This is a genomic window from Oligoflexus tunisiensis, assembly GCF_001748245.1.
Lineage (GTDB): Bacteria > Bdellovibrionota_B > Oligoflexia > Oligoflexales > Oligoflexaceae > Oligoflexus > Oligoflexus tunisiensis.
The window spans coordinates 5,311,778-5,333,709 of sequence record NZ_BDFO01000001.1 but is presented as its reverse complement, the minus strand read 5'-3'; the positions used below and the strand labels follow the sequence as shown (position 1 = coordinate 5,333,709).

The 21,932-nt window shown below is 54.9% G+C and carries 16 protein-coding genes; 6 read left to right on the top strand and 10 right to left on the bottom strand.

The window, feature by feature from the left end:
- The first annotated feature begins 92 nt into the window (after positions 1-92).
- Positions 93-1,397 (top strand): sensor histidine kinase, encoded by a 1,305-nt coding sequence (locus OLTU_RS21950; protein ID WP_141734894.1) that lies wholly within the window; start codon positions 93-95, stop codon positions 1,395-1,397.
- On the opposite strand, the gene OLTU_RS21945 is transcribed toward OLTU_RS21950, so the two are convergent.
- A complete protein-coding gene (locus tag OLTU_RS21945; protein WP_141734893.1) occupies positions 1,392-3,887 on the bottom strand; it encodes a hypothetical protein in 2,496 nt (831 codons plus the stop codon). The genes OLTU_RS21950 and OLTU_RS21945 overlap by 6 nt on opposite strands.
- Positions 3,888-3,890: 3 nt before the next feature.
- Positions 3,891-5,024, bottom strand: a complete 1,134-nt coding sequence (locus OLTU_RS21940; protein WP_176736848.1) for a two-component system sensor histidine kinase NtrB — start codon at positions 5,022-5,024, stop codon at positions 3,891-3,893.
- 186 nt (positions 5,025-5,210) lie between these two features.
- On the opposite strand from OLTU_RS21940, the gene OLTU_RS21935 reads away from it, so the two are divergent.
- Positions 5,211-5,618: a VOC family protein gene (locus OLTU_RS21935; RefSeq protein ID WP_141734891.1), complete on the top strand. Its 408-nt coding sequence runs from the start codon at positions 5,211-5,213 to the stop codon at positions 5,616-5,618.
- A gap of 40 nt (positions 5,619-5,658) precedes the next feature.
- Here the strand turns inward: OLTU_RS21935 and OLTU_RS21930 are convergent, their stop codons facing one another.
- Positions 5,659-7,473, bottom strand: a complete 1,815-nt coding sequence (locus OLTU_RS21930; RefSeq protein ID WP_176736847.1) for a monovalent cation:proton antiporter-2 (CPA2) family protein — start codon at positions 7,471-7,473, stop codon at positions 5,659-5,661.
- Complete coding sequence (locus tag OLTU_RS21925; protein WP_176736846.1) at positions 7,466-8,062, bottom strand: NAD(P)H-dependent oxidoreductase; 597 nt, start codon at positions 8,060-8,062, stop codon at positions 7,466-7,468. Before OLTU_RS21925 ends, OLTU_RS21930 begins: the two co-directional genes overlap by 8 nt.
- Positions 8,063-8,216: 154 nt before the next feature.
- On the opposite strand from OLTU_RS21925, the gene OLTU_RS21920 reads away from it, so the two are divergent.
- Positions 8,217-8,771, top strand: coding sequence for an RNA polymerase sigma factor (locus OLTU_RS21920; RefSeq protein ID WP_176736845.1), 555 nt, complete (start codon positions 8,217-8,219; stop codon positions 8,769-8,771).
- A 30-nt stretch (positions 8,772-8,801) separates the two neighbouring features.
- Here the strand turns inward: OLTU_RS21920 and OLTU_RS21915 are convergent, their stop codons facing one another.
- Positions 8,802-9,470, bottom strand: coding sequence for an exopolysaccharide biosynthesis protein (locus OLTU_RS21915; RefSeq protein WP_141734887.1), 669 nt, complete (start codon positions 9,468-9,470; stop codon positions 8,802-8,804).
- 180 nt (positions 9,471-9,650) lie between these two features.
- Between OLTU_RS21915 and OLTU_RS21910 the strand changes: the two genes are divergently transcribed.
- Complete coding sequence (locus OLTU_RS21910; protein ID WP_141734886.1) at positions 9,651-11,063, top strand: sensor histidine kinase; 1,413 nt, start codon at positions 9,651-9,653, stop codon at positions 11,061-11,063.
- 77 nt (positions 11,064-11,140) lie between these two features.
- On the opposite strand, the gene lon is transcribed toward OLTU_RS21910, so the two are convergent.
- The 4 genes from lon to tig form a co-directional block, all read right to left on the bottom strand.
- On the bottom strand, positions 11,141-13,660 hold the full coding sequence (gene lon / locus OLTU_RS21905) for an endopeptidase La (RefSeq protein WP_141734885.1): 2,520 nt from the start codon (positions 13,658-13,660) through the stop codon (positions 11,141-11,143).
- Between the two features lie 218 nt (positions 13,661-13,878).
- Positions 13,879-15,180 (bottom strand): ATP-dependent Clp protease ATP-binding subunit ClpX, encoded by a 1,302-nt coding sequence (gene clpX, locus OLTU_RS21900; protein ID WP_141734884.1) that lies wholly within the window; start codon positions 15,178-15,180, stop codon positions 13,879-13,881.
- 62 nt (positions 15,181-15,242) lie between these two features.
- A complete protein-coding gene (clpP, locus tag OLTU_RS21895; protein ID WP_141734883.1) occupies positions 15,243-15,842 on the bottom strand; it encodes an ATP-dependent Clp endopeptidase proteolytic subunit ClpP in 600 nt (199 codons plus the stop codon).
- Positions 15,843-16,187: 345 nt separating this feature from the next.
- A complete protein-coding gene (tig, locus tag OLTU_RS21890; RefSeq protein ID WP_141734882.1) occupies positions 16,188-17,477 on the bottom strand; it encodes a trigger factor in 1,290 nt (429 codons plus the stop codon).
- A 226-nt stretch (positions 17,478-17,703) separates the two neighbouring features.
- On the opposite strand from tig, the gene OLTU_RS21885 reads away from it, so the two are divergent.
- Together OLTU_RS21885 and OLTU_RS21880 are read left to right on the top strand one after the other, a co-directional pair.
- Positions 17,704-17,994: an Hpt domain-containing protein gene (locus OLTU_RS21885; protein WP_141734881.1), complete on the top strand. Its 291-nt coding sequence runs from the start codon at positions 17,704-17,706 to the stop codon at positions 17,992-17,994.
- 85 nt (positions 17,995-18,079) lie between these two features.
- Positions 18,080-20,086 (top strand): hybrid sensor histidine kinase/response regulator, encoded by a 2,007-nt coding sequence (locus OLTU_RS21880; protein WP_141734880.1) that lies wholly within the window; start codon positions 18,080-18,082, stop codon positions 20,084-20,086.
- 3 nt (positions 20,087-20,089) lie between these two features.
- Here OLTU_RS21880 and OLTU_RS21875 read toward each other — a convergent pair whose 3' ends face one another.
- Complete coding sequence (locus tag OLTU_RS21875; protein WP_141734879.1) at positions 20,090-21,778, bottom strand: dipeptidyl-peptidase 3 family protein; 1,689 nt, start codon at positions 21,776-21,778, stop codon at positions 20,090-20,092.
- Positions 21,779-21,932: the final 154 nt, after the last annotated feature.

Below are 21,932 nucleotides of genomic sequence, written 5' to 3'. Positions count from 1 at the left end.
GAGGGAATGCGCCAGCCATATTCCATGTGCATAGAACGCGCCAGGCCAGGACGGGGAAGCAGTCGGTGAGAAAAAGCGGTTCAGGATTGAAGATGACGTTGGAGTCCATGCTATCTTATGGTGTGCAACGTCTGCCCGATCAGGACCTGCGCCTTCAGCTTGTTGTTTTCAATGCAGCGATGGTGGTATCCATTGCTCTGTCCCTCGGGTTCAGTCTGATTCTGCTGATCTCGGGGCATTACGACCTTCTGATTTATAAGGCGTTGCCTTTTCTGCTTCTGTTCGGTCTCATCCCTTTGATAGCGCGGCGACGATATTTTTTTCTGGCGCGCATTCTGTTTGTCGCACTTTGCCAGGCCAGTGTCGCCTTTGGTGTTTACTCGTATGGCCCATCGAGCCCGTTCGCTATTTTTTATCTTGATCTGGCCCTCTTTCCCTTTTTGATCTTTCGGGCCAAGGAGCGGCGGTGGATAGTCCTGACCATCCTGAGTGCCTTTGTGCTTTTCGTGCTGCTGGAACTTCAGCTTTTTCCGACACAGGATCAGCCGCTGCCCCAGGACATCCAGCCTTATGCGAGGCTGCTTTTTTCCACCGGAGCCTTTATCGGTGTGATCGCACCGTCGGCGCTGGTTTTCTGGCAAACCCATGTCGGCTTTCGGCGGGCGCTGCGCAAGCATCGGGTTCAGGCGCGTGATGAAAAATTTGTGGCCATCGGTCGCCTGGCGGCTGGAGCGGCTCATGAAATCAACAATCCCCTGGCCATCGTGCAGCTGACTCTGGAAAATCTGGAGAATACCTTCGGGGTCCTGAAGGAACCGGCGGCGCAGGTGCGCATGCGGCACGGGTATGCCGCCATCCAGCGCATTCATGAGATTCTGCAAAAACTTTTAAGCTCAAGTTTGATCCCGATGGCTCAGCCGGAATCCTGGCCCGCTCGTGATATCGCGGGACTGATAGAGCAGCGTTGTCGTCGGATTCTGGAGGATCAGGGTGTGCACCTGATCCTTCGCACGACCGTGCCGCCGGGCTATCGCGTGCTCTGTCATCGGCATAGTGTCCTGGATGTGGTCGAGAGCTTGATCCATAACGCCCTGGATGCGCTCGCTGGTCAGGTGCGACCGCGCATTGAACTGACGCTCTGCTGTGATCGTGCCTGCATTCAGATCAAGGTGGAGGACAGCGGCCCTGGTGTTTCGGAGGAAAAATTGCGCTCGATTTTCACGCCCTTTTTCACCACCAAGGATGTGGGCAGCGGACTCGGTTTGAGTCTTTACAGTGCGCGGTGCATCGCGCAGCAGTATGGAGGGGATCTGACCTGTGAAAGCGGGCCGGGCGGACGTTTTCTCCTGACCCTGCCGCTCGACGTGGAAACCTCCAAGGCAAACCTGGGCTCATGACGCCCGATGCAGGGGATCATTCGAGCCGGAAAAACTGCGCCAGCGCAGTTCGATGGCTGCCTGGATACTGGTCGGCAGTTCCGATTCCTGCAGTATGTTTTCGATCATTTCCTTCCACAGAAGAAGCAATGGGCTGGAAATGCTCATCTCGGTGCCACGCTGCTGATCCAGGGCCAGCTTTCCGTCCATGAAGGCCAGGAGCAGCTCCTGATCCGCCTCGACTTCGATCAGAGTGCGGGCCAGGATTTCAAACACACGGCTCACATCATTTTCACGATTGATCGGCAGCGCCCGGGCCAGATGAAAGAAGGCTTCGACCGCCTTATGCAGAATAATTTCGTGACTGCGCAGCGCCGGAGCCCGGCAGGCTGCGGCAATGGTCTGCATCAGCTGACCGACCGCTTCCATATTCAGCGTGCGGGTTGGCAGGCTCGCAAGCAGCAGCCAGGCTTCCCGACAACGCGGATGATCCGGTTCGAGGCAGATGCGCTGCAGCTCATGCAGCTGGCGCAGTTCGAGTTTGCTGAGATGAGCCTTATGCAGCTCCTGACTCGGATAGCCGATCTTTTGAACGAGCTCCCGTGTATCGCGGCGGAAGGTTTGCCAATCATTTTTGTGCATGCGTACATTGCGTTCCAGAATGTCCGCCCGCGCCACCATCTTGAGAAGTATATCCAGAGCCAGGTCCTTGGCACGGAATCCCTGCCAGTCATGTTCACTCATGACCTTGAGATGATTCTGCAGATCGATGTGATCCGGATCACGGGCGAGGCTGGTTTCAATTTCCTCACAAATTCTTTGCGAAGGAAGAGGCAAAGGCAAAGGAGCCAGGCGACTGCGGATTTCATCGAGCGCATGATAGCGCTGCAGACGCGGGATCAGGTTTTCAAACTTGATCAGGAAAATGGCTGTTTCCATCGCCTTGCCGTGCACCTGCTCCAGCTGGATCGGCCAGCGTTCAATGGTGGAGGCCAGAAATGGCGATTCGGTTTTCAGACGATCGCGGGCAGTTTCACTGATCCAGATGAAGTTGCCCAGCCACTGCGCGGCGCTGAGCTGGGTGAGGACCCGCTGCCGTTCGCGCGGATTCAAATTTTCCAGGCGGACATCAAAACTGGCTTCATCCTCGCCGCTGCGCATGGACTGATCGATCCAGTTGTAATCGAGATGAAAGAAACCCTGCAGACGACTGAAGAGCTGTTCCACCTTGTTCTCGGACAGCACGCGGCCGAGCTCCGGATCCAAAAGCGGCAGAAGGCGCACGAGCTGCTTCAGACGCTTTTCCACGAGAGGCAGACCATCGAGATAGAGAACAGTGAGAATCAAAAGCGATTCCGTGCAGCTGATGATGCTGTGCTCTGGATCGAGCGAGACCAGAATCTGTGAGCCCTGGGTCTGGGTGCTGAGAATCTGTTCGGAAAAGATCCGTGACATGATCTGCTCGCATTGCATCTGGCGGGCCCGATAGAGAAGGGCCGGCAGATGCACACGACAGTCTTCATGCGGATCATGGTCGATCATGATAATCGCGGTACGCAGGCCGAGCCAGGTCTCCTGGGCCGCGCGCGGCAGATGATGTTTTTTCAAAAATTGTTCCGCACGACCGCCGCCGGCCTGCCAGGGGCTGTGGATGTTGCGTGGCAAAAGCTGGGCCTGATGCCAGTGCCGCAGCTGCTGAAACAGACATGGAATCCAGGCCAGAGTAATGGTTCCCCAGACAATTTTGGAGCCAAGCCAGGGCTGGACAATGCTATCCGGAGCGTGCTGCGAGAGCAGCCATTGACTGAATGCGGCGGTGACGGCGCAGGCCACCCAGTGGCCGATATAAAAGCGGAAACGATCCCGATAGCGACGGATGGATGATTTGAGGCGGCGCTGTTGGACCCGCGTCCCGGCGTGTCGTGCGGTCAGGCGGCGAATGCCGAGTATCAGTAGCGGCTGCAGAAGGAGGCAGGCATAAATATTACGTACCACCTTGAGCGAGGGCTCCTCGATGCCCTGGAACTGCAGAAGACGCAGATCCCAGGTGACAAAACCCAGATTCAAAAGTCCTATCACCAGAGCGAGACTGGTTCGTTCCACATAGGAGCTGCCGAGCAGCCGGGCCATGTTTTCATTCAGAATCAGGGCCAGAGCCAGGAGCACAAGGGAATAGAGCGCATAGGCGAGGCCGGCTGTGAGCGGCACCTGCATCAGGACGAATTGCAGGGAAAAAAGCAGGGCGGCACTGCCGAAGATGGCCAATTGCAAAAGACCGAGCAGACTGCTGCGTGCCTCCCGCAGCACAATGAAGAGGCTGATGAAAAATCCGGCCATGGAACCAAAGCCGGAGATCCAAAGCAGTAGGGGAAAAACCACGGGAAACGGATGCGCGTTGCCCGGTCGATAGCCGATCAGCAGCATGCCGCTGCTGAACACGCAGGCGCAAACCAGTGCGGCATGGGTCGCAAAGCGTTCCGGCGAAATTTTGCTGCGCGGCAGATGGTCCACGTGTCACCCGGCCTGTTGCTGGGCATCCGGCCGGGGCACCAGCACCCGGAAACAGCTGCCCTGATTCAAACGACTTTCCACTTCGATGATGCCCTGCAGATCATGGATGATCCCGTGGCAGATGGAAAGACCGAGGCCCGTGCCCTGGCCTTCCCCCTTGCTGGTAAAGAAGGGATCGAAGATTTTTTTGATATGTTCCGGCGGAATGCCAATGCCGGAGTCGATCACCTCGGCCATGGACCAGTGTCCCCGCGCGTCGTCCAGCAGGCCGGTGCGCAGTTTCAAGGTTCCACCATTGGGCATCGCCTGGATGGCGTTTTGAATGAGATTGAGAAAGACCTGGATGATCTTGTTGCGATTGCCCCGCATCGTGGCCCGATGCGCGCCCCATTCCTCCTGGATTTCGATACGATCGGCGGCGCCCCCGACCGTGGAGAAGCGCAGGGCGGATTCGAGCGCATCCTGCAGGTCGACAATGCCTTCGTTCTTTTTATCTTCTATCGCCGGCTGCTTGCGGGCGAAGTCGAGCAGGCTTTCCACAATGGTCTTGCAGCGTTTCGCCGCGGATTCGATTTCCACCACGTCCTGATAGTGCGGACTTTCCTTGTCCATCGTGCGGAGAAGCATCTGGGCAAAGAGCAGAATGCCAGCCAGTGGGTTGTTGATTTCATGGGCAATGCCGCCCGCCAGCAAACCAATGGAGGCCAGCTTTTCATGCTGGATCAGCTGATTTTGCAGCTGCTTGGCGATGGTGCGATCCCGGTAGATATGCAGAGCACCTTCCAAATCGCCCTGATGATTGAAGATCGGCTGGGAGGTCACCTCATAGATGCGGCCAGGATAAACCTGCTTCAGATCAAAGGTCAGAGGCTTTTGCGTATCGACGCTTTCAATCAGCTGGCAGCCCGGGCAGGGTGCGTTGCGACCGGCAAACATCTGATAGCATTTTTTCCCGATGACCTGCTTGATATCGCGGTTGGACAATGCGGCCATCGCACGATTGGCCTGCATGATGTTAAATTCCTTGTCGATCAGCATGAGCGGATCCACGATGGCATCGACCGTGGCCATCCACCGCCGCTTGAGCCCTTCGACGAACTCAAGGGTATCCGGATTTTTCTCTTCATTCTTGGCCATGCGACCCACCCCGCTGTTGCCTGGATTCATCTGCGAAGGATTTATCGGTGAAGGTGGCGGACCTTGAAGAGGTAAAAAATGCCTGGTTGTAAAAAAAATTGAGCGGGGCCTGTCGATTTGCGGTCGGGTCATTCGACTCCAAGGTGCAGGATGTGAAAACCCCTCTTTTTCATAAGGAATTTTGTCATGGCACAACTCCAACCTTATCTGCTCTTCAATGGCAACTGTCGGCAGGCCATGGAATTTTATCAAAAGCACCTCGGCGGCAAGCTGGAGCTGATGAATTTTTCACAGGCGCCGGAAGGACAGTGTCCAGCCGGCGCGGAGAATCGGGTGATGCACGCCTGCCTGTTGGCGGGAGAGCTGAATCTCATGGCCTCGGATGCGACACCGGACAGCGCTGTGAAGCCGGGTGATGATGCTTATCTGTGCCTGAGCGTGGAGTCCAATGAAGAGGCGGAGCGTTTGTTCAAGGCACTCAGTGACAAGGGTCGGATTATTATGCCTATTGCCGAAACATTCTGGACAACGCGTTTTGGGATGTTCGAGGATCAGTTCGGGCGGCACTGGATGATTAACGGAAGGCAGAAGTAAGGCGAAGACTCACCACGGTGCCCGGACCGTGGTGACGACTTTAATCCCAGCCGTCTGCGGGATCGCCCGACTTGAGAGCGGTGGCATCCTGAGCAAAAAGTTTTTCCAACTGCTCGCGGGCTTCGCGGGTTTTGGAAATGAACTGCTTTTCATCCCCATGATAGGGATAAAGCCTATGCAGCGTTGCGACATCGTATTCCCGAAAATGCAGCGCGGTTCGCCAGGCCTGATAGGGATGAACGCCCATGATCTCCAGAGCCTTGCAGCCGATCAGAAGGGCTGATCCAAAGGTTTCCCGTTCGAAATGTTCGATCCCCTTGTCCATGAGTTCATAGGCGTGCGTTCGATCATAGGCACGCACCAGAATCGGGACCTGGGGATATTCGCGCTTCACCATTTCCGCCACACGGGTGACGGCAGCCCGATCGTTCATGGTAATCACCAGCATGCGGGCGTGGGCCAGCCCGGCAGCTTCCAGCAGCTGCAGCTGTGAGGCATCTCCGTAGTAGGCCTTATAACCGTAGCGCCGCACGTTCTCAATATGCTCGGGGTTGTGATCAATCACGGTGGTGGAAATGCGGTTGGTATGCAGAAGGCGGGCCACGATTTGTCCCATGCGACCGAATCCGGCGATGATCACCGGATGCTTCTCCTCGGGAATCGCATCGGGCGCCCGTTTTCTCTCGTCCTCGACGCAGGCCGCAGCTGCCCAGCGATCATAAATCAATAGGAGCAGAGGTGTGGTCAGCATGGAGAGACCCACGACGCCGTTGAGCAGATCCACGCGGCTTGAAGGAAGAGAGCCAGTCTGAATCGCATGACTATAGAGGACAAACGCAAATTCACCGCCCTGCGAAAGGAGAAGGCCAAGCAGAAGATTGTCGCGTTTTTTTACCCCCGAAAACCAGGAGACGATGACAATCACCAGAGTTTTGATCAGGATCAGACCGCAGACCAGGCCAGCGATGAGAAGGGGTTGAGCGGCGAGCAGTTTCAGATTAATGCTCATGCCGACCGCGAGAAAGAACAGACCGAGCAGGAGGCCCTTGAAGGGTTCAATATTCGCCTCGAGCTCATGGCGGTATTCCGATTCCGCGAGGATAACGCCCGCGAGAAAAGCCCCAAGGGCCATCGAAAGACCGACTTTCACCATCACATACGAAATACCAACGACAATCAGCAGGGAAAAGGCGATCGAAAGCTCATGAATGCGGGCGCCGGCAATCCAACGAAAAACGGGGCGCGTGAGATAACGTCCGCCGATGATGATGCCGACAATGGACAGGACGGCGGTGAGAGCATGCTTGAAACTGAACTCGTCCATAGGGCTGGCACCGCCGCCTGGCGTCAGGAGCGAGGCCAAAAGAAGCAGGGGCACAACCGCGATATCCTGAAAGAGGAGGATGCCAAATCCTTTCTGGCCCGCCGGATGCTGCCTGAGACCCCGTTCCCCGATGATCTGCATCGCAATCGCCGTGGAGGACATGGCCACGCCCATGCCGCCCGCGATCGCTTCACGCCAGGTCCATTGCATGAAGTGCAGCGCGATCGCGACGAGGAGGATCGTCAGAAACAGTTGCGCCGACCCCAGACCGAAAATGGAACGACGCAGGGTCCAGAGCCGCCGAGGATTCAATTCCAGACCAATGAGAAAGAGGAGCAGCACCACACCAAATTCTGCGAGGTGCAAAATTTTTTCCGGATGGCTCACCCAGCCGAAGACCTCGGGTCCCACCAGGACGCCCGCCACGAGATAACCGATCACCGACCCCAGACCAAGGCGTGCGGTCACCGGAACAGCGAGCACAGCGGCTGCAAAGAGAATCACCATAAAAAGCAAAGTACTGTCAGTCATGGGTGGAATCCTTTGCGGCGTCATTGAGAATCCTGAGAGCCTCGGGCCCCTTCTGCCGATACTCCACCAGAAGCTGGCGATATTGTTGGGCCTGGGCCTGGAGGACTTCCTCCGTGCGGCCTGCATTGCCTTGCATGAGCAAAGGTCGATGCGCGTGGAGTCCGCAGAGCCAGGCGGTCGCTTCAAACGGTCGCAGAAGTTCAGACAGACTGAAGCGTTGCGAACCCTGGCGTTCCCAGGCCATCGTCTGGGCTCCAATCGACAGGACCTGAAGGAAATCCTTGCCGTGCAAAGCATCGCCGCCGGGGCCATAGGCAAAGCCCTGCTGCAGAACCGTATCCTGCCATTCCTTGAGCAGGGCCGGGCAGCTATACCAATAAAGCGGATATTGAAAAACAATCAGATCAGCTTGCTGGAGGGACAGCTGCTCCGTCCGGACATCGATGTAGTGATGGGGGTAGAGGCGATAAAGATCGTGGATTTTGACGCCCTCGAGATCCTGGATGGCGGCATGCAAAAGCTTTTGCAGGCGGGATTGTTCAGGGTTGGGATGGGCATAGAGGACCAGAATACGCCTGAGGTCATTCATGAACATTTCCCTCCTTTTATCCAGGTCTTGCCAAAAAGGCCTGAGGTGTTCGCGGAAACGGGGTTTTTTGGAACAGTATTTTGTAATAGGAGTATTGAACGCTCGATGCAAGGAAGGCCCCGCGCTAGCTTCTCCCTTGGAAAGGGGGAGTGTTATGGACAAGCCCATCCTTGTATCAACGGAGTTCACTGCAATCTATCGTTTGGTTCAACCCAAATTGCTTAAGTACCTGCGAAAGTTCGGCGTCAGCGACTGCGACGTGGAGGATCTGGTGCAGGACTGCTTTATGAGTTACCTCAAGGCGGGGCACAGCATGTCCCCCGCCAGCGCCTCGGCTTTTTTGATCACCACGGCCCGGAATCGTGCGATTGACCACTGGCGCAAACAGAAGGTGACTGCGACGGATTCCATCGAAACTTATGCGGAACGACTGGCTCAGCCCGTTCAGGATGGTGTGCGGACGGCGCTCCTTTTGGATAGGCTGGCCACCCATATCGAGGCCATGAATTCCCAGCATAAGAGCAGCCTCACCTTTAAAAAGTTCTATCGTGACGGCCAGAGTCTGCATGACATCGCTGTCGAATTCGGTGAGCCTCTTGGGACAGTCTCCGGACGTGTGTTCCGCATGCGGCGGCAGTTCAAGGATAAATGGCGTCGGGAGCTGGAATCTTTTGATGATCAGCTGGAGCGGGCCGGGTTTGGGACCTAAAACCCGGGTCGTTCGACCCGGGGCTTCACGTCATGTCAGGAACAAGGCTTCGATTGCGAATCTGACGACTTCCCACCAGAACGCAAAATAACACCAGGTTGCCAGAGCAATACAATGTCCCATGGCAATCATGAGTCCATCGCGTTCCAGAATGCCAAGGCACAAAAGGATCACGGCCCATGCTGGAAGGGAATTTGAGAACAGGATGATGGGAGGAAGCGGCAGACTGAGTGCAAATCCGCTCAGAACGAGGCTGAACCCCACGAGCGTAAGCAGGGGCGGGTTGAACATGAAAGCCAGTCGGGGTTTAAAGAGATGATCGACATGGGAAAAGATTTTGATCGCTCTTGAGCTGATCGAGCGCAGGGTCTCGGTATGAATTTCCCGTTTCGCCAGAAACCGCGGCAGCATGGATGAGCGACCCAGGACCAGTTTTATCCCAAGGACCATGACAGCCAGCCCAAACACGATCGATACACCGGGTAAAGGAATCGGCTGAACAAAAGGAATACAGAGGATGAGGCCCAGCGTGGCGAACCCGCGCCCCTGGAGAATGCCCTCAATTTCGGCTATGGTGATTTTTTCCCCTGTCATCTGCTCTCGCAAGGATTCAAGGTCTTCGACAAAACTTCCTGTTAAAGGCTTGTCTGACTTGGTGGACAAGGAGTCCTCGGTTTCCGGAGTCGCTTGACTCCTCATGATTGCCCATGTTCCGCGTGGCAACTGCTCATTTTAGCATCCATCCACCTAAACTTCATGACTTGCAAGTAAAATTCTTATCTTTCTCAAATGTGAGGAAGAGTTTAATTTTGCCCTCACCATTTCAACTCAGGATTGAAAGGTACAGGTGACCATGTATTGACGGGCACGGAGAACACCATGAGTCGACGCTCGATCAGGCTTAAGAATGTAATTCTGTCCGGATCATTTCTCCTTGCCCTCTTTGGTATCATGGCCTCGGTGGGCCTCATGCTGATGACCAGCTATCTGGGTGCTGCCGCCAAGGGTATCAAGATCGCTGTTGATAGCATCGTGGCCAGCGAAGAGCTGCACGTCAACCTCCTTCATCACTACCGTAACCAGCTTTTGTTTAATCTCACCGGTGCCACGTCCCACGCTCTGCAGCGCGATGAGGCCGAAGCGCAGCTGAGGTCCGGCATTCAATCCATTGATTTATACATCAATACCGACGCCGAGCGAGTCCTGGCGCGTGACATACAGGATCGTATTCAAACCTATCTGAGCCGCGCGGGCAGGGGAGCCATCACGGACTATGGGGCGGCAGATGCCGAAGTGGACGACATCGCCAGGCGCATTCGAAAGCTGATTCAGTTGAACCAGGAGCAGGCGTTGAGCGCAGGGGAACGTGTGGCTCGCCAGGATAGGATGGCGGATATCCTGGGGATCAGCATCATCGCCTTATTGCTCATCACCCTTTTGGCCCTTGGGTTCGGGACACACTTCATTATTTATAAGCCACTCGTGTCGCTCCGGGAGATCGTGAAACTCTATGGTCAAGGTCAATTCCGAGCTCGGGCTGAACCCAACGGACCCCAGGAGTTGCAGGAGATGGCTGCCGTTTTCAACGAAATGGCCCACAACCTGGAAAACAGTCATAAGAATCAGCAGCGCTTTCTTTCCGCTGTCGCGCACGATCTGAGGAATCCGCTAAGCGCCATTAAAATGGCGATGCATTTGATTGCTGATTCGGACAAGCGGAATAAAATCCCTGACCTCGCTGAGATCGTGAAACGGCAAAGCGATCATCTCGATCGCATGGTCAGTGACCTTTTGGATCGAACGCGTGTTGAGGCCGGGGAACTCAAGCTTCAATGTGAAGACCATGACCTCAGGGTATCGGTGAACCAGGCTGTTCGTCTCTATCAGACGACGTCCACGATCCACAACATCACGATGCGGCTTCCTGAGGTCCCGATTGTCGCCCACTGCGATCCGACCCGTATCGGCCAGGTCCTTAATAACCTCTTGAGCAATGCGATCAAGTATTCGCCTGAGGGTGGGGCCATCGAAGTCGACCTTGCCTGCCAGGACGGATCGGCTCTGATCAGCGTAACGGATCAGGGTTTGGGAATCTCCCCTGATGAGTGCGCGCAGATTTTTGAGCCGTTCAGGAGGAGTCCATCGACCCGGGAAAACATTCCCGGTGTTGGCCTGGGTCTCTCCGTCTCGCGCCGCATCGTGGAAGCTCACGGGGGTAACATTGAAGTTCGAAGTCAGAAGGGGGCGGGATCGACTTTTATCATCCGCCTGCCGCTTCTGGAAAAGCAATAATTGCGCCCTGCAGGCCAGAAAAAAAGAAAGGCGGGATAAACCCGCCCTTCACCCAAGTAACGTGCAGGAAACAGGAGTCAATGCGCAAAGGACAGCTCATCCGTCTCGGCTTCTGTCACTTTTTTCAGTTTCTCGAACAGTTCATCCTGAACTTCACTGCTGTGATCCGGATGCTTCCAGACCAGCGCGTGCATCAGAACATAGTCCATGTGCTCGACAGGAACGATGCTCAGATCCTTCAGGATGTTTTTGGGGATATCGATCAGATCCTTCTCGTTTTCCTTCGGCAGAATGATCTTCTTGATCCCACCGCGGTGCGCAGCCAGGATTTTCTCCTTCAGACCACCGATGGGCAGCACGCGGCCGCGCAGAGTGATCTCGCCGGTCATGGCCACATCCTTGCTCACCGGCCGGTGCGTGAGCGCACTGGTCAGAGCGGTTGCCATGGTGATACCCGCACTTGGTCCGTCCTTGGGAATTGCGCCCTCAGGAACGTGAATGTGCAGATCCACCTTGGTATAGAAATCCTCGGGGATGTTCAGGAACTTCGCCCGGGAACGCACGTAGCTCAAAGCGGCCTGTGCGGATTCCTGCATGACTTCGCCGAGTTTACCGGTGATCGTCAGCTTGCCGCTGCCTGGCAGAACATTCACTTCGCAAACCAGCAGGTCGCCGCCGACTTCGGTCCACGCCATGCCTGTGCACATGCCGACTTCGTTGTGGTCATTCTGATGACCGATGCGGTACTTGCGTGGTCCCAGGTACTTGTTCACGGACTTTTCGTTGATCTTCTCGCTGATGCTGTTCGGGGTAATCTTCAGCTTCTCTTTCAGCGGCTTGTCGCCACCGGTCTTCGCTTTGATTTCCTCATGAACATCACCTTCGATTTTCTTCATGTGCTTGCGAGCCACCTTACGGCAGATCGAAGCCAGCTCGCGCTCCAGACTCCGCACACCGGATTCGCGCGTGTAGTAGCGAATCAGCTCATGTGTAGCCTTGGGCAGGAAGGTCACGTCCTGGCCATCCAGACCGTTTTCCTTCAGCTGCTTGGGAATCAGGTACTGCGTGGAGATCGCCACCTTTTCCTCTTCCGTGTAACCGGCGAGGGAAATCACTTCCATACGGTCCAGAAGAGGACGCGGGATGGTGTGCAGGGAGTTGGCGGTCGCCAGGAACAGCACATTCGACAGATCATAGTCCAGGTCCAGATAATGATCGTTGAAGGTGTGGTTTTGTTCCGGATCCAGGACCTCAAGCAAAGCCGAGGACGGGTCGCCGCGGAAGTCCTGGGACAGCTTGTCGATCTCGTCAAGCAGGATCACAGGGTTCGATTTTCCAGCCTTTTTCAGGGCGTGGATGATCTTGCCGGGCATCGAACCGATGTAGGTTCGACGGTGACCGCGGATTTCCGCTTCGTCACGCACGCCGCCGAGGGCCACGCGAACGAACTTGCGGCCGGTGGCGGTGGCCACGCTACGCGCCAGCGAGGTCTTGCCCACACCAGGAGGTCCAACCAGACACAGGATGGGACCCTTCATGTTGTCAACCAGCACGCGGACCGAAAGGTACTCAAGGATACGATCCTTGACTTTTTCGAGGCCGAAGTGGTCCTTGTTGAGCACATCTTCCGCGTAAAGCGTGTCACGGATTTCTTCGGAGAAATCGTTCCAGGGCAGCGACAGCACCGTATCGATGTAATTGCGGACAACCGTGGCTTCCGCGGACATCGGCGACATGTGCTTGAGCTTCTTCACTTCCTTCAGGAGCTTTTCGCGAGCTTCTTCGGTGAGCTTGCGGGTTTTGATCGCGTTTTCCAGTTCAGAAATCTCCGCCCGACCGTCATCACGGTCGCCCAGTTCCTTTTGAATCGCCTGCATCTGCTCGTTCAGATAGTACTCTTTCTGAGTCTTTTCCATCTGACGCTTGACGCGGGCCCGGATCTTCTTCTCGACCCGCATGATTTCGATTTCCGATTGGATGTAACCATAGAGATCCTCCAGCCGCTTGGCTGGATTGGTTTCTTCCAAAAGGCGTTGCTTGTCCTGCAGCTTCAGGTTGCTCAGGTGAGCCACCAGCGTATCCGCCAGCTTCGATTCGTCTTCCATCGACGCGATCGAAAGCAGCATCTCGGGTGGGATGCGTTTATTCAAGCGCACGTAGTTGTCGAAGGACATCTTCACCGTACGCACCAGCGCTTCGTTTTCCACGCCCGGCGACTTCTGCTCGGGGAGAGCTTCCGCTTTCACCAGGAAGTAGTCTTCGGTTTGCACGTATTCCGTAATACGCGCCCTTTTCTGACCTTCTACCAGTACCTTGACTGTCCCGTCGGGGAGGCGTAAAAGCTGCAAAATTGTCGAGATAGTCCCGATGGAATAGATATCCTCGGGCGCCGGCTCGTTGGTTTTGGCTTTGATCTGCGCGGCAAGCAGGATTTCCTTGTTGGTACTCATCGCCTGCTCGAGCGCCTGAATCGACTTCTCACGACCGACAAACAAAGGCACGACGGTCGAAGGAAAGACCAGGATGTCGCGCAGAGGAAGCAATGGTATTCTGACGGCCTCTGGCTTATTAACAGGGTCTTTGGACTCATCCGACATTCTGTCTGCCTCCTCATGAGTGATCGCACACCAGTCCCTGTCAGGCCCGGTGCCGTTCATCTTACGCTCTACTTGATGATCTCATATAAGTATCTTAGCGCAATAAAATCGAGGAAGACAGTCCATATTACTCGCCGCCAAAAATTAAAAAAGGCTCTTGCGAGCCTTTCTTACAAATCGGATGAGATGGTTTAGCGAGAAGAACTTGCGAGCTTCACTTAAGTGGAACCAGTACCGAAATCCCGGTCTTTCGTTTCGCGCGCAGCGGCTGCATTGATCGCGGCCATTTCCTCGGGCGTGCGATAGACCAGAATAGCCTGAGCCCCATTCAGTATGAGCTCTTCGGTGATAACCACTTCCTTGATGGATTTCTCGGAAGGGATTTCGTACATGATCTCAAGCATCGATTCTTCCAGGATAGCGCGCAGGCCGCGGGCTCCCGTCTTGCGTTTCAATGCTTCCTTCACCACAGCGCGCATAGCGCCTTCCGTAAATTTGAGATTCACGTTTTCGAAATCGAAGAGCTTCTGGAACTGCTTAACGATAGCATTCTTCGGCTTCGTGAGAATGTCGATCATCGCTTCTTCAGTCAGACTTGCCAAAGAGCAGATCACGGGCAAACGACCGATAAATTCGGGAATAAGACCGAATTTTGCCAGGTCACCCGTTGTGACTTTATTCAGAAGCTCGGTCACATTACGCTCACGCTTGCTCTGAATCTCAGCGCCGAAACCCAGGGAGCTTGTTTCGATCCGCTGGGCCACGATATCTTCCAGACCGGCAAACGCGCCCCCGCAGATGAAGAGGACGTTCGATGTGTCCACTTGCAGGAATTCCTGCTGCGGGTGCTTCCGGCCGCCGCGAGGCGGAACGTTGGCGATCGTGCCTTCAATAATTTTCAAGAGCGCCTGCTGGACACCCTCACCCGAAACGTCGCGGGTAATCGAGGGATTGTCCCCCTTGCGGGCGATCTTGTCGATCTCATCGATATAAGCGATGCCACGTTGCGCTAGCTCAACATCGTAGTCGGCATTCTGGAGCAGGTTCAGAATGATGTTCTCAACGTCTTCTCCGACATAACCTGCTTCGGTGAGGTTGGTGGCGTCCGAGATGGTGAAGGGAACGTTCAGAATCCGCGCCAGCGTCTGCGCCAGCAGCGTCTTTCCGCTACCGGTGGGGCCGATGAGCAGAATGTTGGACTTGGTCAGCTCAACTTCGTCTCCGGTCGATTTGTGATCGATACGCTTGTAATGGTTGTGCACCGCGACAGAGAGGATCTTCTTGGCTCGCTCCTGGCCAATAACGTACTCGTCGAGGATGCGCTTGATGTCCTTGGGATTTGGTATCTTGTTGCTGGTGTTCAGCAACTCTTCTTTTTCGACTTCCTCGGCGATAATGTCATTGCATAGCTGAATGCATTCGTCGCAAATATAGACGTTCGGACCTGCAATCAGCTTTTTGACTTCTTTCTGACCTTTCCCGCAAAAGCTGCAATGCAAACCGCTGTCTTTGCTGGCCATAGAATTGCTCTCCCTTTAGGCTCTCTGCCAAGTCTGTCTAGTATAGACCGACGGGCCCGCGATTAATCTTTCTTCGGTTTCTTTCCCGGAGAGATGATGTGATCGACGATCCCGTATTCCTTTGCCTGCTCTGCCGACAGGAAATAGTCGCGGTCGATATCTTTGGTTATCTGAGCCTCGGATCGACCGGTGTGTTTCGACAGAATGCCCGTCATTTTCTTCTTCATGTTGATGATCTCCTGCGCCTGAATATCGATGTCCGTGGCCTGGCCACCGGCACCGCCCAGAGGCTGGTGGATCATGATACGGGCATTCGGCAGAGCATGGCGTTTCCCTGGGCTACCCGCGGCCAGAAGCCACGCACCCATGGAACAGCACTGACCGATACAATAGGTCCGGATGTCTGGACGAATCAACTGCATACAGTCATAGATAGCCAATCCGGCCGTGATCGATCCCCCGGGCGAATTGATATAGATACTGATGTCCTTTTCCGGGTCGACGCTTTCGAGATACAGAAGCTGCGCAACAATGGTATTCGCGATTTCATCGTAAATCGGCGAGCCCAACATCACGATCCGTTCCATTAGCAAGCGGGAATATATGTCCCAGGCTCGCTCCCCTCGGTTCGTCTGTTCCACGACAGTTGGTATGATGGCCATTCCCACTTCCTTATGCAGCACAGGGTTTAGCTTCGTGTATCGAACCACAAAATCCTTTGCAGTTGTCAATACATACATGCTTTAACTTAAGCCACAACTCAGCCAAAGACAAGATGCTTCCTATCGCGAACCGTAATTGGTTCCACGCCGCGTCGCTCATGGCTTTCACCCGACTGGTGAAGAAAACCACATCAGTTTTCGACGGACGGATAGAAGTCTTTAGAGGAAAATAAATCCTTCCTATTTGGGCAGAGAATTGGCTTTCGAACGCGACGTAAAAAAAATCTCCAGTCCGTTTTTGAACTGAAGATCATTCTATCAGAAAGAATTTTTTAAATTAAAGGCTTAAGTGTGGGCGGGAGTCTCTGTGACCTTGGCATTATCAATCACAAAGTCCAAAGCCTTCTTAAAGAGCAGTGATTCTCGGGCATGAGGACCCATCGAGGCTTTGATGCTATCGACCAGCTTGCTATCCAATTCCTTGCTGGCGTCCGCTCCACCGACCAACTCTTTGACATAGGAGTCAAAATCTTCATCGTTCACCTGGATACTTTCCGACTTGATAATCTCGGAAAGAATCAGGGTATTCTTCGCTCTTTGTTTGGCAGTGTCACGCAGGCGCTTGCGCTCGTCCTCACTGGCCTTGGCGGCTTTGCGCTGGGCATCGTTTTGGAATTCCATCTCATCGAACATGCTGTCGATAACCTGGTCCACCATGGAGGGTGGCACTTCAAAATTATTACTGGCCGAGAGTTGGTCAAAGATGGCGGTTTCCAGCTGACTGCGTTTTGCCCCTTCAGCCTGGCGCTTCAGACGGTCGCGAATATTGGTCCGGAGCGCCTCAAGGGAGTCAACACCCATGTCCTTGGCCAGCTCGTCATTGACTTCGGGGAGCAGGATCTCGACAATTTTTTCCAATTTGACAGTGCATTGCGCGGTCTTGCCGACTTTGCTCTTGTCGTTGACATGCTCAGGAACCTGAATGTTCAGCTGCTTCTCTTCGCCGGCTTTCATGCCGGTCAAGGCTTCTTCAAGCTCAGGCAGGAGGTACTTTTTGCCAAGTTCAACCGGAACGCTTTCAAAGGTGAACTCAGGGAAGGGCTCGCCATCAACCGTCGCGGTCTGTGAAATGGTCACGATATGGTTGGCGCCAGCCGCGGTGCCTTCCTCGGTATCCTTGGTCTTGGCGTGACGGCGCTGAATCATTTCCAGTTCGCGCTCAACGTCAGCATCGGTCACGTCAGCCGCGGGGGCCTCGAGGTTCAGGCCTTTGTAGCCTTCAATTTTCAGAGCGGGGAGAATATCGACCAAGGCGCTAAAGGTATAGTCCTTGTCCTCTTTGGGAAGGTCCATGGTTTCCAGGACGGGTGCGGCGATAGGGCGTATAGACTGCTGTTCAATGGCGCTAAACAGGTGGTTGCGAACCAATTGATCGGCGACATCATAGGCGATCGAAGTTCCGTACATCTTACGGATCACGTTCATAGGGGCCTTGCCAGGACGGAATCCATTGATGCGGGCTTTTTGCTGCAACTTGCGATAAACGGAATCGAAAGCGTTTTTCACATCTCCGGCCGACAATTCCACTTTGATACGGCGCTGGACCGTATTGACTTCTTCGACAAGTGCCTTCATATCAACCTCTGATTAAGGCAAAGCGACGCTGTTTGTTGGTCCCAGGAGCATGGCCCGGCTCATCGCTTTGCTGGATGCTACGTAAGCAGCGGACGGCACACACGCGGTCAGCCACCAGAAAAGTTTGCAAATTATAGAAGCTCCCGGGACTTTGTCAACCAGAGCTGGAGGACCTAAGCTATAATATAAAGGACCCGGTATTCCATACTGGCAAGGGAGGATCCGTGTGATAGTTGAAATCGATAAGGAACTGGAGGACGTCTTTCCGCGTTATCTGCGTAACCGCGAAGACGACATGATGAAAATCCAGGCAGCCCTGGAGAAGAAAGACTTCGAAACTTTACGCCAAATCGGTCACAAGCTCGCGGGAAACGCGTCGGGTTATGGCCTGCTCGATTTGGGAGAGATGGCTCGCGAATTGGAGCGCTCCGCCGGAGACCGCCAGTTTGATAAGTGTCGCCTTGTGAGCAGTCAAATGAAAGCCTATCTTGCCGACCTCAAGCCTAAATTCGTCTGATCTCCCCAAACCACCAAAGCTGCCAGCTTGAACCCCTTGCTCCCTGACCGATAATCCTTTTGTACAGGTAACCTGAGGGTCAAGGATGCAAGTCTGGTGGCAGCCGCGTCGGCTCCAATTTTTTCTGACAGCTCATTTGTTCGGAGTGGGGCTGATCATCCTCCTTTTTGTCTCCTGGCTCTCGATGCGCCAGTCGGCTCATTTTCTGCGTTCGATGACGGAAGAGGCGGCCCAAAAATCCTTGTCCGTGGCCCAGCTCGCCGTCCATGGCTGGACCCAGGGCGAGCTGTCCGGGCCAGAGCTTGACGCGAAACGTCAGGAGCAGCTGAAAAAGATCGCCGCCGGACAATGGGCGACGATACTGGTCATGAAAACCGATGGAACCCTGGTCGCGCATTCACCTTTTGCCAACGATCGGCTTTATGCCAGGGAAGGCCGCGATCGCAATGTGTTTCTGCATCAGGATTGCTATCTGCGTTGCACGCTGCAGGCCCTTCAGGATCGCTTTGGCAGTCTGAAGTCTCTGGATGGAGTGCATGCTCTGCAAATCCATGATGCCGCCGGTCCGCTCGTCGCGGCGATGGCGCGTGTTCAGGATCTGATCGTGGTGACCATTGCGTCGGAAAAAAATTATGAAAAGCTTCTCCAGGATTCCGCGACGAGTCTGGTGCAGGCTCTGCTCGTTCTGCTCCTCGTGGTGCTCGCTTTCAACTTCCTCGTCGGATCGCAGGTCACGCGGCCCATCCTGCAGCTCAATGATGCGGCCGGGCATCTCGAACGAGGCGACTTTCATCCGCTCCAGAATTCGCAGCGCGAGGATGAAATCGGCCAGCTGGCCCGCTCGATGGGCAGCATGGCTCGGCGCCTTAAGGATTCGGTGCGGGATCTGGAAAGTCAGGTCGAGCGCCGCACGGCGGACCTCAAGGACATCATCGAAAAATACGCGGAAACCAATAAAGCACTGGAGCGCAACAACGCGACCAAGGATCGCATCTTTTCCATTATCGCTCACGATTTGAAAAGTCCTTTCAACGCCCTGAAAGGTTATAGCGGCATCATCAGCGACAGTCTCGATTCTTTGCGTCCGGATCAGCTGCGGGAGATGGTCGATAAAATTTCCGTCTCCTCCGAGGAGGCGCATGGGCTTTTGGAAAACCTTCTGCAATGGGCCCTGGTGCAGACCGGTGGCATGCGGGTCAAGTGGGAGAATCACAACCTGCGTGAGATCGTGCTGGAGGTTTTTGATTTGATGCGGGTGAACGCCAAGGTCAAGGGCATCCACCTCGATCTTCAGTTGAGCCCGGACATCTGGGTGCATGCGGACCGCATGATGGTGGCCACGGTGATCCGTAACCTCGTGGCCAATGCCATCAAGTTCACCCGCTCGGACGAGGGCTATATCCTATGTCGGGCCACCGAGGATCGCGATCGCATTCTGATGATGATCGAGGACAATGGGGTCGGCATCGCACCCGCGCACATCGGCAAACTCTTCCAAAGGAGCAGCTGGTTCAGTGAAAAGGGCACCCGGGATGAACGGGGCACCGGGCTGGGGCTTGGCCTCTGCCGTGAATTCATCAGTCTCAGTCAGGGCAAGCTGGAAGTCGAGAGTCAGCTCGGCAAGGGCACGCGCTTTTTTGTGAGCTGGAAGAAGGGGCAGGCGCCGGCGGCCGCTTTGGATGACAGCATCGAACGGCCGCTCAGCATTCTTTATGTCGATGATTCCGAAGACAACCATGATCTCGTGCGCATCTATCTGAAAGCCTTCCCCTGGAAACTGGCTTTTGCCGAGGATGGGCAGAAGGGCCTCGAAGCCTATAAAAATGGGCATTTTGATATCGTTTTGATGGATCTCAACATGCCCGTGATGGGTGGCATTGAAGCCACCCGCCTCCTGCGCGAACTGGAGCATAAGGAGCAAAGGCCGCGTACCGTGGTCATCGCCTTCACCTCATCAGTGCTGCAAACCGATATCGATGCGGCGATTCAGGCCGGTTGTGATTCCTATCTCGTCAAGCCGATCAAGAAACAAAACCTTGTCAACATCATCAGTCGTCTGATGAAGCATGTTCGTCAACGCAGCCCGGGCTGACCATCAGGAACCGTACTGCTGGACCAGTTGATCCGCCGTGATGAATTGCGGAGCGATATCCACGGGCGTGCCGCGCAGACGATCGAGCGCTTTCTTCACTTCCGGACGCATGACGGCCATGCGTTTCAGCCAGTCCTGGGCCTTCTTGTAATCACCGGTTGCCTGGAGTTCCATCAGGTCCCTGGTGAGTTGGGTGACCGCGTCCTTGATGCGACTCTTGTCCACCGCAAAAAGTCCTTTTTTATCCACCGTGAAGGCACCGGCATCGAGAAGCGTATTCAACTGCAGAGCGATGCCCTTGCCATGGGCTTCATTCAAACCAAAACGAATCGACCGGAAGGCGGAGGCGAGGAAGGTGATATACATCGACGATTCGAGTTTTTTGTCCATCACGCCCTTGTCAATGAGCTGCTGCATGGCCCAGAGACCTGAAATGTCGGCCTTGGCCTCCTCGATCGCGGAGTAGGCATCCTGCAGAGCTGTGCGTACGCTGGTATTATCCTTCGACTGATACACGCTGTGTGGTCCCAGCCCGTGCATCACTTCATGCATCAGGATGTGCGTGAAGAAGGCGTCAAAGGTCACCGCCTTCTGGTCCTGAGGCGCGAGCACGGCCTTGGTGATCGGCACCAGAATCTTTGCAAACTTGGCCTCCTGAATATTCTTCAACATCGTGCGTTTGGTTCCCATGTCCTTGGACACGCGGACATCATTCGGCAGATTGAAGGCTGCCGTCTGCACACCGTGGCTCGCATCACCGGAACTGTAGATCGAGTTCACGACCTTGATCGGAGCCAGTGCACCGAGCTTGGGATTCCGGTATTTGGGATCGATGGGCAGCTTGTTTTCCAGATCCTGCAATTCCTTTTTGTATTTGGCCAGCTTCGCTGTCTCCGCTTCATCCCGCAGAGTCACGAAGGCTTCAAAGGCAGCCTTGGCGTTGAACCAGCCGTCCTCGTAGACTTCGTAAGGTCCAATGGTGGGCTCAATACTCGCATCCAGCTTCATCCAGGCCACTTCACTTTCATAGTAATCGTTGGTCTGGAAGGCTTTGGCGCGTGACGTTAAAAAGGTCTTGAGCGTGGGTTGCTTCGTGAGGGCCGCTGCTTTCAAAAGATAATCAGCCGCCAGGGCCAGCTCCTTCTGATACTCGACATGATAGCCGACACTGCTGAATTTGCCCTGCGCGTCGCGGCGAATAACGGTGAAAAAGCCCTGCGCTTGTTCCCTGTCCGCCGGACTGAGGCCTTTCATCCAATTTTCAATATCCTGTTTCGTGGTCCCGGCGGGATAGAAGTTGGCCTCCTCAGGCTTTTCCGGCACCGCGGGCAGAAAGGGCCGATTGTCCTCCAGGCGAATCCACGGGCCTTTATAGAGGGCAAACATGCGAACCCGCGCCTGACCGAGTTCACTTTGATCCTTTAAAAGATCCAAAAGGCGGGCCGTATTGCCTGCCCAGACCTGTTGCAAATAGAGACCATCCATGATCTGTGCGGCCTGGATGATATGGGCCAGCGCCTTCTTTTCCGATTCGGGCAGCGCTTTCACGTCAACCTGCAAAGGCACGGGCGCAAACGCCGCCTCCATTTTTTTCAATTCCTGAAGATTGGGAATCGCGGTGGATGCGGCCTGGACCGGTGCATGCAGACAGAGAGCCAAAAGGCCCAGACTGATTTTCAAACCCCATTTCATCGTGGCTTATCTCCTTCACGTTTGCCCTTAAACTAGCCTGCCGTGAGTGAAAAAGGGAAGAAAAATCTTACAGAGCCCGCCATGAAAATTCTACCGAGTGCGGTTCCTATGCGGTCGGCCTCAGGGTGGTAAACTAAATCCAAGCCAATTTCCT